Source organism: Aureimonas sp. N4, assembly GCF_001463925.1.
GTDB lineage: Bacteria > Pseudomonadota > Alphaproteobacteria > Rhizobiales > Rhizobiaceae > Aureimonas > Aureimonas ureilytica_A.
The window spans coordinates 70,155-83,999 of the sequence record NZ_BBWS01000057.1 but is presented as its reverse complement, the minus strand read 5'-3'; the positions used below and the strand labels follow the sequence as shown (position 1 = coordinate 83,999).

Annotated in this window: 14 protein-coding genes; 5 read left to right on the top strand and 9 right to left on the bottom strand. The window is 65.9% G+C overall.

What is annotated here, in order from left to right; genetic code table 11:
• Nucleotides 1-34: 34 nt before the first annotated feature.
• Entirely contained in the window at nt 35-499 is a 465-nt protein-coding gene (locus AUL28_RS20020; protein ID WP_062223841.1) for a nuclear transport factor 2 family protein, read from the top strand.
• Between the two features lie 85 nt (nt 500-584).
• Here the strand turns inward: AUL28_RS20020 and AUL28_RS22855 are convergent, their stop codons facing one another.
• The 8 genes from AUL28_RS22855 to AUL28_RS19985 form a co-directional block, all read right to left on the bottom strand.
• Complete coding sequence (locus tag AUL28_RS22855; RefSeq protein ID WP_156420105.1) at nt 585-755, bottom strand: hypothetical protein; 171 nt, start codon at nt 753-755, stop codon at nt 585-587.
• Nucleotides 755-2,545 carry a sulfate adenylyltransferase subunit CysN gene (cysN, locus tag AUL28_RS20015; protein WP_062236262.1) on the bottom strand — a complete coding sequence of 597 codons (1,791 nt, stop codon included), beginning with the start codon at nt 2,543-2,545 and terminating at the stop codon, nt 755-757. The genes AUL28_RS22855 and cysN overlap by 1 nt, the downstream gene beginning before the upstream one ends.
• A complete protein-coding gene (gene cysD / locus AUL28_RS20010) occupies nt 2,545-3,516 on the bottom strand; it encodes a sulfate adenylyltransferase subunit CysD (RefSeq protein ID WP_280137301.1) in 972 nt (323 codons plus the stop codon). The genes cysN and cysD overlap by 1 nt, the downstream gene beginning before the upstream one ends.
• Before the next feature lie 42 nt (nt 3,517-3,558).
• A complete protein-coding gene (locus tag AUL28_RS20005) occupies nt 3,559-4,338 on the bottom strand; it encodes a phosphoadenylyl-sulfate reductase (RefSeq protein ID WP_062236256.1) in 780 nt (259 codons plus the stop codon).
• Nucleotides 4,335-4,853, bottom strand: a complete 519-nt coding sequence (locus tag AUL28_RS20000; RefSeq protein WP_062236252.1) for a DUF934 domain-containing protein — start codon at nt 4,851-4,853, stop codon at nt 4,335-4,337. Before AUL28_RS20000 ends, AUL28_RS20005 begins: the two co-directional genes overlap by 4 nt.
• Nucleotides 4,850-6,553, bottom strand: coding sequence for a nitrite/sulfite reductase (locus AUL28_RS19995; protein WP_062236249.1), 1,704 nt, complete (start codon nt 6,551-6,553; stop codon nt 4,850-4,852). The genes AUL28_RS20000 and AUL28_RS19995 overlap by 4 nt, the downstream gene beginning before the upstream one ends.
• Before the next feature lie 85 nt (nt 6,554-6,638).
• A complete protein-coding gene (locus AUL28_RS19990) occupies nt 6,639-6,977 on the bottom strand; it encodes a DUF2849 domain-containing protein (protein ID WP_062236246.1) in 339 nt (112 codons plus the stop codon).
• Between the two features lie 230 nt (nt 6,978-7,207).
• Complete coding sequence (locus tag AUL28_RS19985) at nt 7,208-8,449, bottom strand: ubiquinone biosynthesis hydroxylase (protein WP_062236243.1); 1,242 nt, start codon at nt 8,447-8,449, stop codon at nt 7,208-7,210.
• A gap of 616 nt (nt 8,450-9,065) precedes the next feature.
• Here AUL28_RS19985 and AUL28_RS19980 point away from each other — a divergent pair.
• The 4 genes from AUL28_RS19980 (at nt 9,066) to AUL28_RS19965 (ending at nt 13,152) form a co-directional block, all read left to right on the top strand.
• Nucleotides 9,066-10,190, top strand: a complete 1,125-nt coding sequence (locus tag AUL28_RS19980; RefSeq protein ID WP_062236241.1) for a GGDEF domain-containing protein — start codon at nt 9,066-9,068, stop codon at nt 10,188-10,190.
• A gap of 108 nt (nt 10,191-10,298) precedes the next feature.
• Entirely contained in the window at nt 10,299-11,165 is an 867-nt protein-coding gene (locus AUL28_RS19975; RefSeq protein WP_062236238.1) for an acyl-CoA thioesterase, read from the top strand.
• 242 nt (nt 11,166-11,407) lie between these two features.
• Complete coding sequence (locus AUL28_RS19970; RefSeq protein ID WP_062223871.1) at nt 11,408-11,746, top strand: P-II family nitrogen regulator; 339 nt, start codon at nt 11,408-11,410, stop codon at nt 11,744-11,746.
• Nucleotides 11,747-11,763: 17 nt separating this feature from the next.
• On the top strand, nt 11,764-13,152 hold the full coding sequence (locus AUL28_RS19965) for an ammonium transporter (protein ID WP_058601598.1): 1,389 nt from the start codon (nt 11,764-11,766) through the stop codon (nt 13,150-13,152).
• 78 nt (nt 13,153-13,230) lie between these two features.
• Here AUL28_RS19965 and AUL28_RS19960 read toward each other — a convergent pair whose 3' ends face one another.
• Nucleotides 13,231-13,542, bottom strand: a complete 312-nt coding sequence (locus AUL28_RS19960) for a GNAT family N-acetyltransferase (protein WP_062236234.1) — start codon at nt 13,540-13,542, stop codon at nt 13,231-13,233.
• Between the last annotated feature and the right edge of the window lie 303 nt (nt 13,543-13,845).

Here is a 13,845-nt window from a genome sequence, read left to right as displayed (position 1 = left end):
AACCAGAGGCCGATCGTTTTGGAAAGGTCCGTGCATGTCCCGTCCGCCCCTGCCTCCGTTCAGCTTCGACGACGCCGTCCAGAAGGCGCGCCTGGCGGAGGATGCCTGGAACAGCCGCGATCCCGAGCGGGTGTCCCTGGCCTATACGATCGACAGCCATTGGCGGAACCGCGCCGAATTCATCACCGGACGCGAAGCGATCGTCGCTTTCCTGACTCGCAAATGGCATCGCGAACTGGATTATCGGCTGATCAAAGAGGTGTGGGCTCAGGCGGATGCGCGTATCGCCGTGCGCTTCGTCTATGAATGGCGCGACGACAGCGATCAGTGGTACCGCTCGCATGGCAACGAAAACTGGCAGTTCGACGCGGCGGGGCTGATGTCGCATCGCCATGCCTCGATCAATGATGTGCGGATCGCAGCCGGGGAGCGCAAGTTCCATTGGCCGCTCGGGCGACGACCGGACGATCATCCCGGGCTGAGCGCGCTGGGTCTTTAGGCAGACCCAAGCCTTTCCGGGAGTTTTCGGGCCTCAACGTCACCTTAAGGCGGAGGCAGCACCGAACTCCGTGCCGCCCCCAATGTCAGATCACGCCGCCGAGCACGACGGCGGCGCAGAGGAGAAACGAGGCGGCGAGCATCGCCGCCTCCAGGATCGGGCGCGGGCGACGCCAAGCGGCGACGCGCTCGGCGCGGGCGCGAAGGGCCGGCGTTTCGCAGGGCGCGTCCGCGCAGGTCGGGCAGGCCGCGCGCATCAGATGCCCTCGCCGTCGCGCACGGTGCTGGGGTCCACCACCACCACTTCGGTTTCGGCCGGCACCATGAGCCGGCGCAGAAGCGGGCGCAGCGCGAAGTCGAGCGCGCCGAGGATGATCGCCTTCCACAGCGCCAAGCCCAAGAGCAGCGCGATGAGACCGATCAGGATGGCCGCCATGGCGCGGAAGATCGTGACGCCTCGAGCCCGCTCCAGGTCGGCGCTGAGCGCGGGGCCGAGCCATTCCGCCTTCACCTGCTCGAAGCGCGTGCGCGGCGCGGCCGGCGCGGCTGCGGCCGGTGCGGACGCCGCGCCCGGGCGCGACGCACTCGCGGCCGGAGCTTCGCCTTCGCGCGGCAGGCCGGTCACGATGCCGAGCGCCACCGTTTCGTTGGTGAGCGGATCGATCAGGATGAAGGCGCCCAGCTCGCGGCTTTCCGAATAGAGCGTTGCCACCGGTGGCTTGTCGAACTGCAGCGTGACGCGGCCGATCTCGTTCATGAGAAGGGCGTTGGCATGGCGCGGCTGGTAGGAATGGATGTCCACCGCCTCGTCCAGCGAGCTCACGTTCACCGGCGTCTGCGCGGTTGAAAGCTTGGCGACGAAGCGCCCGCCCGCAATCAGCGGACGGTCCACCATCCACAAAATCTCAGCGTGGAGAATGCGGTGCGCGGCGATCGGGTCGCCGACCTTGACCAGCACGTCGCCGCGCGAGGCGTCGATCTCGTCGGCCAGCGTCAGTGTGATCGCCTCGCCGTCCTCGGCGCTTTCGACCTGCCCGTTCGGCCCATAGACGGCCTTGACGGTCGAGCGCTTGCGGCTTGGCAGCGACAGGACGGCGTCGCCCTGCGAAATGCGCCCGCCCGCCACCGTGCCGCAAAAGCCGCGGAAGTCAAGATTGGGGCGGTTCACCCATTGCACCGGCAGGCGGAAATGCGGCGAGCCGGCCGCGAAGGTTTGCGGCTCCACGACTTCCAGCGTTTCGAGCAGCGTCGGCCCCTTGTACCAGGGCGTATGGGCGGAGCGCTCGGCGAGATTGTCGCCGTTCTTGGCCGAGAGCGGGATGTAGCGCACATCCGTGAAGCCGAGATGGGGCAGGAGCGCCTGATAGCCCTTGACGATCTCGTTGAAGACGCTCTCGTCGAACTCCACGAGGTCCATCTTGTTCACCGCCACGATGACGGACTTGATGCCGACCATGGAAGTGATGAAGGAGTGACGCCGCGTCTGGGGCAGGATGCCCTTGCGCGCGTCCACGAGGATGATGGCGAGTTCGGCCTGGCTCGCGCCGGTCGCCATGTTGCGGGTGTACTGCTCATGCCCCGGCGTGTCGGCGATGATGAAGGCGCGGTTCTTGGTGTTGAAATAGCGATAGGCGACGTCGATCGTGATGCCCTGCTCGCGCTCGGCCGAAAGCCCGTCCACCAGAAGCGCGAAGTCGAGATCGCTGCCCGTGGTGCCGAACTTCTTGGAGTCGCGCTGAAGCGCTTCCATCTGGTCGTCGAAGACGGAATTGGTGTCGAACAGAAGTCGGCCGATCAGCGTGGACTTGCCGTCATCCACCGAGCCGCAGGTGATGAAGCGCAGAAGCGAGGCCTTGGCCCCGGCAGCGGCCACGGCGGCGGCCTGCGCGCGCAGGTCGGCCTGCTTCACCGCGCCGAGCGTCGGGTCGAGAGGGGCCTCGTCGGGCGCTGGGCCGGCAAAGGTCTGGTCTTCAGTCCGCGCCGCGCCGTTGGTGGCGCTGTCGAGGGCTGCGTCGGCTTCTGCGGAGGAAGGGCGTGCGATGGACATCAGAAATACCCTTCCTGCTTCTTTTCTTCCATGGAGGCGCCGCCGTCGCGGTCGATCACGCGGCCCTCGCGCTCGGACGAGCGGGAGGCGCGCATCTCGGCGATGATCTCGGGCAGCGTGGTGGCGGTGGAGCGCACCGCGCCCGTCAGCGGATAGCAGCCGAGCGTGCGGAAGCGCACCAGCTCGTCCGATGTCGCCTCGCCCTCATTCAGCTTCATGCGCTCGTCATCGCGCATGATCAGCGTGCCGTCGCGCGAGACCACGGGACGATGCTTGGCGAAGTAGAGCGGCACGACGGGAATATCTTCCAGCGCGATATAGTCCCAGACATCCGCCTCCGTCCAATTGGACAGGGGGAAGACGCGGAAGCTTTCGCCCTGGCGTTTGCGGGTGTTGAAGAGGTGCCAGGGCTCAGGGCGCTGGTTCTTTGGCTCCCAGCGATGCTCGGCCGAGCGCAGCGAGAAGACGCGCTCCTTGGCGCGGCTCTTCTCTTCGTCGCGCCGCGCGCCGCCGAAGGCCGCATCGAACTTGTACTTGCCGAGCGCCTGCTTCAGCCCTTCGGTCTTCATCACGTCGGTGTGGAGGCGCGAGCCGGAATCGAACGGGTTGATGCCGGCCTTCAGACCCTCTTCGTTCGTATGGACGAGGAGGTCGAGGTCCCATTCGCGCGCGATACGGTCGCGAAACTCGATCATCTCGCGGAACTTCCAAGTCGTGTCGACATGGAGCAGCGGGAAGGGCAGCTTGCCCGGCGCGAAGGCCTTGCGCGCCAGATGCAGCATGACCATCGAGTCCTTGCCGATGGAGAAGAGCATCACCGGGTTCTCGGCCGTCGCCGCCACTTCGCGGATGATGTAGATCGACTCCGCCTCGAGGCTCTGGAGATGGGTCATGTGCTTCATGGCAGGGGACCTTTGACGCCCGGCAAGCGCGGGCGCGGCTGAGAAGGGGAATAGGTCGGCGCGGTCCAGTCAGGCAGGGCCTGTCAGACGCGGCCGATTAGGACGGGCCGATCAGGAGGGAATCGTCTCGAAGGCGCTGTCGCCGGGGGCGGGGCGGCCATCCTCGGCGCGCACGGGCTGGCCGACCTCGTCCACATGCAGGCCGCATTCGCGCTTGGTTTCCTCTTCCCACCACCAGCGGCCCGCCCGCTCGACCTCGCCGGGGCGGATGGCGCGGGTGCAAGGGGCGCATCCGATGGACAGGAAGCCCTGATCGTGCAGCGGGTTCACCGGAACGGCGTTGTCCACGGTGAAGACGCGGATTTCCTCGCGCGTCCAGTCGAAGAGCGGGTTGGCCTTGATCAGGCCGCGCGCGCCGTCGAAGGACACGAAGTCGAGCCGCTCGCGATTGGCCGACTGGTCGCGGCGCAGGCCCGTGATCCAGCCCGACGCGCCTGCCAAGGCGCGGCCGAGCGGCTCCACCTTGCGCGCGCCGCAGCAGGCTTTGCGCATTTCGGGCGCGAAATAGAAGCCGTTGATGCCCTGATCGTCGATCAGCGCTTCGAGGGCCTGCGCCTGCGGATACTTGGCCTTGATGCGCCGGCCATAGGTCTCTTCCGTCTGCTGCCAGAGAGCGTAGGTCTCGGGAAACAGGCGGCCCGTGTCGAGCGTCACCACGTCGATCGCCAGCTTCTCGCGGAAGATCAGATGGGTGAGCATCTGGTCTTCGATGCCGAGCGAGGTGGTGAAGACGATGCGGCCGGGCAGGCGCTCCGTCAAAAGGCGCAGCCGCTCGGCGGGCTTGAGGCCCGCAAAGCTGTCGTTGAGGTCCTGCGCGAGCTCGGCGCTCATGCGGCCTCTCCCGCGCGGGCGGCGAGGCGCTTCTGCAGGATGCTCTGATCCTCGCCATAGCCGGTTTGGTAATGGTCGCGGACGATGTCCTTGGCCTTCATCCACTGGTCAACAGGCTGGCGCTCGGCCATCTGGTCCGGCAGCCAGACTTCATCGAAGCCGCAGGCCAGCGCCTCGGCGAACTGATCGGCGATCAGCGGGCCGCTGGCGCGCAGCGTGCCGGAAAAGCCCGCGCGGCGCAGGCGCTTGGCCAGCGAGAAGCCGCGCCCGTCCGAGAAGGACGGAAAGCGAACCGAGATCAGCTCCACCTGCCCGAAATAGGGCTCGACGGCGCAGACCGGCGTGTCGCCCGCGACCGCCAGACCCAGCGGCGCGTTGCGCCGGTCGGCGATGGCCTGATCGACGACGGTGAGCGGCACGAGAACCGCGCCTTCGCTCAAGGACAGATCGGCCATGTCCTCGATAACAGTGAACTCGTCGGTCTTCTCTCCGGCGGGGGTGACGAGAAGGCTCATGCGTGCGCTCCTTCCGCCGAAGCGTTGGCCGCGTTGCTGCCCGCGACATAGGCGGTGAAGCCCTGCTTGAAGGGCTCCAGCCCGGCGCGCTTCACCGTGTCGATGAAGGTTTCGCCGGCCTGCCGTTCGCTCATGTAGACGCCGACCAACGCCTCGATCGCGCCCGGCACCTGCTCGGCGTCGATGCCCGGCCCCACGCGCTCACCCAGCGCCGCGTGTTCGGAGGCGTCGCCGCCCACCGTGATCTGGTAGTTCTCGCGGCCCGACTTTTCGAGGCCGAGAATGCCGATATGGCCGACATGGTGATGGCCGCAGGCGTTGATGCAGCCCGAGATCTTGATCTGGAGCGGACCCACGTCCTTCTGCTTGGCCTCGTCGGCATAGAGATTTGAAATGTCCTGCGCGATCGGGATCGAGCGGGCGGTCGCCAGCGCGCAATAGTCGAGGCCGGGGCAGGCGATGATGTCGGTGACGAGACCGGCATTGGCGGTGGCGAGCCCCGCCGCCTTCAGCGCGGCGTAGACCGCCGGCACGTCATCCTTCTTCACATGCGGCAGAACGAGGTTCTGCACATGCGTGACGCGGAATTCGTCGAACGAGTAGCGCTCGGCAATGTCGGCGAAGGCGCGCATTTCCTTGTCGCTCATGTCGCCCGGCACGCCGCCGATCGGCTTCAGCGAAACCGTCAGCGCGATATAGCCGGGCTGGCGATGGGCAAAGCCGTTCTGCTCCACGAAACGGTCGAGTTCGAGGTCGGCCGCGCGGGCGGCCTCCAGCACCGAAGAGGTCTCGGGCAGCGTCTCGTAGGCGGGGGCCGCGAAATAGCGCGCGATGCGCTCCACCTCTTCGGCCGGCGCATTGATCGTCGGGCCGTTGAGCTGAGCATATTCTGCTTCGACGCGGGCCTTGAACTCGTCCGTGCCGATCTCGTGGACGAGGATCTTGACGCGCGCCTTGTACTTGTTGTCGCGCCGGCCTTCCGCGTTGTAGACGCGCATGATCGCCTCGAGATAGGCGAGCAGTTCGGGCTTGGGCAGGAAGTCGCGGATCACCTTGCCGACCATTGGCGTGCGGCCGAGACCGCCGCCCACGACGACTTCGTAGCCGATCTCGTTCGTCTCCGGGTGGCGCAGAATGCGCAGGCCGATATCATGAACCTTGATCGCGGCGCGGTCATGCTCGGCGCCGGTCACGGCGATCTTGAACTTGCGCGGCAGCCAGGAGAATTCCGGGTGCAGGCTCGACCATTGGCGGATCAACTCGCCGGTCGGGCGCGGATCTTCCACCTCGTCGGCCGCGACGCCGGCGAACTGGTCCGCCGTGACGTTGCGGATGCAATTGCCCGAGGTCTGGATGCAGTGCATCTCGACATCGGCCAGAAGGTCCATGATGTCGGGGACATCGCGCAGCTTCGGCCAGTTGTACTGAAGGTTCTGGCGCGTGGTGAAATGCGCGTAGCCCTTGTCGTATTTCTCGGCGATCAGGGCCAGCTGGCGCATCTGCTTGGAGTTCAGCGTGCCATAGGGCACGGCGACGCGCAGCATATAGGCGTGAAGCTGGAGATAGAGGCCGTTCTTGAGGCGCAGCGGCTTGAACTCGTCGTCCGAGAGCGAGCCGTCGAGCCGGCGCTCCACCTGATGGCGAAACTGCTGGACGCGCTCGCGCACGAAGCGCTCATCGAATTCGTCGTACCGATACATGCCTGTCGTCCTCGATCGGTTCCGGCGCTCTTGCGGGCGCCCGGTGGGTGGCGGAAGCGCTCAGAGGCTCCCCATCCCGAAACGCTTAAAATTCAGCCTGCTTGCCGTATTGCGGCAGAATGCTCGGACCTTTCTGGCGGATCGCCTCGCGAAAATGCGTGGCGAGCGGCAGCCCGTTCGGGTCGAGCGTGACCTCAACCAGATAGGGATCGACGACCCGGTTGTTCTTGAAGCCCTTGGCGCCCTCTTCTTCCATAAAGGCGACCGTCTCGGCATCGTTTGCGACCAGCGCGGCCTTGGGGTCGAGGCTCCAGCCCTCGCGGGTCAGGAATACGACGTCGCCGTCCAAGAGGTCGTTGGCGCTCATGATGACGGGGAGCTTGGGCCCCTTGGTCTTCGCACCCGCCTTGACGTCGCTCGCCATTCCCGATGGTCCTTTTCTGCCGGTCTTCCCGGCCACCGGTTGCGCGGCAGCCACGAAGACACCTCCCGACACCCGAAGAGGTGTCGCGGCTCGCTTGTTATCGTTCTAAATAATCCAATGCCAGCCACGTTGCGCCGAAGAGGATTTCCTTCGGTGCGGTTCAAGCGGATGTTTTTGCTCTTCCGGCACAGGGATGCGCAATGAATGCGCTCTGCGTCCGGCCGAACCCGTCAGACGGGCTCGCCGCGCAGGAGGCGGGGCGTCGAGGCGCTGAGGCCGGACGCCTGCTCGATGAAATAGCGCTTGGCGAAGGGCGCGCGGTCCACCAGCGACAGGCCGAAGGAGCGGGCGGCCCGCAGCATCGGATTGTCGTTGGAAAAGAGCCGGTTCAGAACATCGGTCGTGACGCCCATCTGCACCGTGTCGAAGCGGCGCCAGCGCTCGTAGCGCTGCAACGTGTCGAGCGCGCCGATGTCGAGCCCGAGGCGCGCGGCCTCCACCACCGTCTCGACGAGCGCCGCCACGTCCTTGAAGCCGAGATTGAGCCCCTGGCCGGCGATGGGGTGAATGCCGTGCGCGGCGTCTCCCGCCAGCGCGATGCGCGGCTTCACGAAATCGCGCGCCAGCGTCAGTCCCAGCGGAAAGGCGCGAGGCTTACCCTCGACGGTGAGCGCGCCGAGCTTCAGGCCGAAGCGCTGCTCCAGCTCCAGCTCGAACACCATCTCGTCGGCACGCAGCAGGCGCTCGGCCTCGGCCGTGGATTCGGTCCAGACCAGCGAGGAGCGGTTGTTCTTGAGCGGCAGAATGGCGAAGGGGCCGGCGGGCAGGAAGTGCTCCTCGGCGCGGCCCTCGTGCGGGCGCTCGTGCTGGACGGTCACGACGATGCCGCTCTGGCCATAGTCGGTGTGGACGGTGCGAATGCCCGCCATGTCGCGGATGGCCGAGCGTACGCCGTCGGCGGCGACCAGAAGCCGCGCCTCGATCGCGCCCGCGCCGGTCTCCACCATGACGCTGGAGGGGCCGACCTGAAGTCCGGTGACGGCCGCGCCGGAGCGAATGGGAATGCCGAGTTCCGCCGCGCGGGCGCGCAGGGCGCCGTTCAACGCGACATTGGGCACCATATGGGCAAAGGGCTCGCCCGGCTCGGCCTCGCCGCCGAAGGTGAGAAAGACCGGGCGCACGGGATCGTTGGTGCGCGAATCCGTGACGATCATCTCGCGGATCGCTTCGGCTTCCGGCCGGATCGCGTCCCAGACGCCGAGGCGCGTCAACATGCGGATGGCGGCGGCCGCGATGGCCGAGGCGCGTCCGTCCCGCTCCCAGACGCCTTCGGGCGCGGCGTCCACCAGCACCACCGAAAGCTCGGGCGCGGCCTGGCGAATCGCGACCGCGGTTCCGAGCCCGACATAGCCCGCACCGGCCACCACGATGTCGGCGCGCTCGGGCAGGGTCTCACGGCGAGGGTCGGACATGGCTCGGGCTCCGGTTCGGGGCGGGACCGACCCTTCGTGGCGGCAGGTCCCTTGCGCGCTGATCTAGAGCGTCACGCGGCATGGGGACAAGGGTGGTGTGACGCCTTGCGCGTTCAAGGCGGCGTTCCGTTATCCGTCGCGAAGCCCCCGAAAGAACGTGCCGAAGACAGAAAGCCATCTCTTCGTTGTTTTCGGAAGAATGAGGCAGGCGGGATGCGGAACGTCCGGGATCATCCCTTGCACTCGTTCCCTGAAGAAGATTTCAACGTATCCGAGTGAAAAATTTCATCGACGAACGAAGCTTGTATCGCCGGCTACGGAAATATCCATTATTCTGGGTGATATAGGGGCGGCATATCGTCGCTCTTCCAGGATCAGATTTCGCTATGACCCAGCAAGCTTTTCAGATGGCTGTGACTGCGAACGGCAAGAAAGGTAGCATGACCTTGCGGAAATCTGGACGATCCGATCACCATGTATCGGGTCGGTATATCGGGTGTTCGAGCCCTTGGCATCGGCGTCCGGCTCCAAGGTCGCATCTTTCATGGGTTGCGCAACTCAAGGTTACATATCGGAGTCTTGGCACCCATCGGGCTGCCGTTTTGGGGAGGCGAGTTTGACGGCGGGTTCCGAACCCATTCGCGCTCGCAGGCTCTTCCAGCAGGAGATGGACGAAACCTACAAGACGCTCGTATCCGGGTTGGCTTTCAGCCTTTTACCCAGCGCTATCATGGGGGCGACGATCGTCGCTGTCGGCATTTTCGCCTATCTTCAAGTGGGCTCTCCAGCCATTCTGGGCGCAGCGCTCGTCGGCATGGCCGCATCCCTGGCCAAGCTCGTCGTGCTCGTGGCGCATCAGCTCCGGCTGCGGCAGGCCGTTCCGAGCGTGGAGGAGGCACGCCTATGGGAGCTGGTCCATACCGTGACGACCTGCCTCGTCGCCTCATCGGTCGGCGGCCTGTCGGCAGGGCTTTTCGCGCGCCTCGATGCGGGACTTCACGTACTGGGAACGGCTCTCGTCTTCGGCTATTGCTCGGGCGTCGCCATGCGGCTTTTCATCCGGCCGCGTCTGGCCATCGCCGCCGTGGTGATCGCTGCCCTTCCACCCGCCATTTCCACGCTCGTCTTCGGCAGTGGGGCCGACAGGCTGTTGGGTCTGATCCTTCTTGTCTTCCTGTGCGGCAGCTTCGAAAGCATCCGGCATATCTACGACGTGTCCGTGCAGGAGATCGAATCGCGCATCACCATGACGCGCCTGGCGCGAACCGACGCGCTGACCGGCCTCGGCAATCGCCTCGCGCTTCAGGACCTGCGCACGCTCCCACCCGGCAGGGCCGAAGGGTGGATGGCCGTGCATTGTTTCGACTTGGACGAGTTCAAGTCGATCAACGACCGGTTCGGCCATGACACGGGCGACGCGCTTCTGCGGGCCTTGGCGGGGCGCGTCAAACGCCTGATCGGAGAGTACGACATCGCCGTGCGCCTGGGCGGGGACGAGTTTGCCATCATCCAGACCGGGCTCGGCGGCGCCGATGAGGCGGAGTGCTTCGCCATGCGCCTGACCGACCATCTGATGCAGCCCTACGATCTGACCGGGCGCACCGTCACGATGCGCGTGAGCCACGGTTATGCCGCCGCCCCCGCCGCCAGCGTGCGGCTGGACGATATGTTGCGCAGGGCGGACGCGGCCTCCTACCGCGCCAAGTCGCGCGGCGGCGGCGTGGAAGCCGCGCTCGGTTGAGGATCGGGGATAGGCCCCGCCCGGTTTTCCCTTCGCCCAAGTCTGCTACATCTCCCCCGCCGCACCGGTTCATGGGTGGCGAGACGGTGCGCTAGGAAGGGAGGTTCCATGAACGATCTGGTGGCCAAGCTGGTGGAAACGCTGGACCTCGAAACGCTGGAGGAGAACCTGTTTCGCGGCATCAGCCCCGCCAATGGCTGGCAGCGCATCTTCGGGGGCCAAGTCATTGCGCAGGCGCTGGTCGCGGCCCAGCGCACCGCGCCGGCCGAGCGGCAGGTCCACTCGCTGCATGGCTACTTCATGCGCCCGGGCGATCCGCGTGTGCCCGTGATCTACGAGGTGGATCGCCTGCGCGATGGCGGCTCCTTCTCCACCCGCCTCGTCACAGCGATCCAGCATGGGCAGGCTATCTTCACGCTTTCGGCCTCGTTCCAGGTGAAGGAAGAGGGGCTCGATCATCAGATTCCCATGCCCGCGCTGCCGGGGCCGGAAGACCTGCCGTCGGGCGAGAGTCTGGGTGAGGACATTCTGGCCCGCGCGCCCGAGCCGGTGCGGCGCTACTGGATGCGGCCGCGCGCGGTGGAGTTTCGCCCCGTCTCGACCGATCACTATTTCAAGCGCGAGAAACTGCCGCCCGAGCAGCACATCTGGGTGCGGGTGACGGCCGATATCGGCAACGACCCGGCCCTGAACGCCGCCGTCATGGCCTATCTCTCCGATATGACGCTGCTCGACACCTCGCTCTTCGCTCACGGGCTCTCGATCTTCGACGAGCGTATCCAAGCCGCCAGCCTCGACCATGCCATGTGGTTTCACCGCCCGCTGCGGGTCAGCGACTGGCATCTCTACACGCAGGACAGTCCGTCCTCGTCGGGCGGGCGCGGGCTGACGCGCGGCTCGCTCTTTTCGCGCGATGGCATACTCGTCGCCTCGGTGGCCCAGGAAGGGCTGATCCGTCCGCGTCGAATGGATTAAAGAATACTCACATGTCTAAAAAATCGGCGGCGTTCCGAATTCTTCAACGCTACCGCTGACCATCCGAAGGGCAGAAAGCGCTTTCGCACCGCACAAATGCGGCCGAAATCGATCTGTCGCTCAATTGGCACGCATCTTGAATAGGGAGAACTCGTCCCCATCCGGCTCTCGTCGGCATGGGCCGTGTTTCAAGGTCGAACGTGTCGTCCGGCGCGTTCGTTCCCTCCAGGTTCGAGGTGCTCATGAAAATCGTGATGGCGATCATCAAGCCATTCAAGCTGGACGAGGTGCGCGAAGCGCTCACCGCCGTCGGCATCCAGGGTCTGACCGTTACCGAGGTGAAGGGCTATGGCCGCCAGAAGGGCCATACCGAAATCTATCGCGGCACCGAATATGCCGTGAGCTTCCTGCCGAAGCTGAAGATCGAAGTCGCCGTTCCCTCCGACATGGTGGATCGCGCCGTGGATGTCATCGCCTCGGCCGCCAAGACCGGCCAGATCGGCGACGGCAAGATTTTCGTCTACGGCATCGAGCAGGCGGTCCGCATCCGCACCGGCGAAACCGACTCGAACGCGCTCTGAGGGGATACGGTACGAACATGCGTTTTCTGAAGACCTCCCTGGCGACCCTGGCCCTGTCGGGCCTCTCGACGGTCGCAGCCTTCGCGCAGGACACCGGCGTCGCGCCCGCGCCTGAACAGGTGCCGGCGGCTGCCGCCGCCGTTGCGGCCGAAGTCATGGACAAGGGCGACGTCGCCTGGATGATGATATCCACCGTCCTCGTTCTGTTCATGATCCTGCCGGGCCTCGGCCTGTTCTACGGCGGCCTCGTGCGCGCCAAGAACATGCTCTCGGTCTTGATGCAGACCGTGACGATCGCCGCGGTCGTCATGATCATCTACGTCACCTACGGCTATTCCTTCGCCTTCGGCGGCTCCACCAGCGCCTTCTGGGGCGGCACGGGCAAGCTCCTCCTCGCCGGGATCACCAAGGACACGATGTCGGCGACCTTCACCAAGGGCATCGTGATCCCCGAATACGTGTTCATCGCCTTCCAGATGACCTTCGCCTGCATCACGCCGGCGCTGATCGTCGGCGCCTTCGCCGAGCGCATCAAGTTCGGCGCGGTCGTGCTTTTCTCGATTCTCTGGGTCACGATCGTCTACTTCCCGATCGCTCACATGGTCTGGGACGCCAACGGTCTGATCTTCCTTGGCAAGCATGCCGGCGGCGTCGCCGCGCTCGACTTCGCGGGCGGCACGGTGGTTCACATCAATGCCGGCATCGCGGCGCTGGTCGGCGCCTTCATCGTGGGCAAGCGCACGGGCCTCGGCCGTGACAACATGGCTCCGCATTCGATGACGCTGACCATGGTCGGCGCCTCGATCCTCTTCGTCGGCTGGTTCGGCTTCAACGCCGGCTCCAACCTCGAAGCCAATGGCGGCGCGGCGCTCGCCATGATCAACACCTTCACCGCAACCGCCGGCGCGACGGTCGCCTGGGTGCTGATCGAAGCCCTCCTGCGCGGCAAGGCCTCGATGCTCGGCGCCGTGTCGGGCATCATCGCCGGCCTCGTCGCCGTGACGCCGGCAGCGGGTGCGGTCGGCCCGATCGGCGCTATCTTCCTCGGCGCGATCGCCTCGGCCCTCTGCTACTTCTTCGTGGCCGTGGTGAAGCCGAAGTTCGGCTATGACGACTCGCTCGACGTCTTCGGCATCCATGGCGTGGGCGGCATCGTGGGCGCCATCGGCACCGGCATCTTCGCCTCCACCTCGCTCGGCGGCGGCGGCTACCTCGAGGGCGTCACCATGGGCTCCCAGGTCTACAGCCAGATCGTCGCGGTGCTCATCACCGTGGTCTATGGCGGCATCGTCTCCGCGATCCTCTACAAGATCGTCGATGTCGTCATCGGCCTGCGTCCGACCGTGGAAGCCGAGCGCGAGGGCCTCGACCTCACCTCGCATGGCGAGGCGGCCTACCACGCCTAAAAACGGCCGGGTCTCCCGCTCCGAATTCTCGACACGAAGGGCAGGCGGAGCGATCCGCCTGCCTTTTTTCATGCGCTGTCAGATGCGTCCGAAGGGCTTGTCCTCACGCGTGGCGACATCGCCGTAGCGCTCAGGGTGGCGCTGGAACAGCGAGCGGACATAGGAGCAGGCCGGCACCACGCTCATGCCCTGTTCGCGGGCATAGGCGACGGCATGGTCCACCAGCTTCTCGGCGATGCCCTGACCCCGCAGATGCTCGGGAACATAGGTGTGGTCGAACACCAGCGAATTCTGGATGCCGGCCGGCGAATAGGTCAGCTCGGCCCGGTCGTCTCCTTCGCCCGCCGCGAACAGGCCGCCCCGGCCGCGATCCTCGTGCCTGATCTCCATGATCTCTCGCTCCTTTTTCGCGTCTTCATCGCGCCGCTCGGCGCGCCTGCCTTCTTATGTCGCGCGTGCCCCTCGCGGTTCCATCACGCTGGCGGCAGAGGCGGGGGCAAGGCGCTCGGCAGAGAGACTGATGATCCGTCGAATGAGGGTTAAATGCGCTTTAACCAGCTTTCTTTACCTTGGCGCAAAAGGCTGCGTCTTCGACGGCGGGCCGCTTCCCGCCTGTGCGAGAGGGCAGGGCGGGGCGGCCCTTCGAGGCGTGGCACGGGGCACATGCGGGAGCTTTCCCGCCGACTTCAGGGC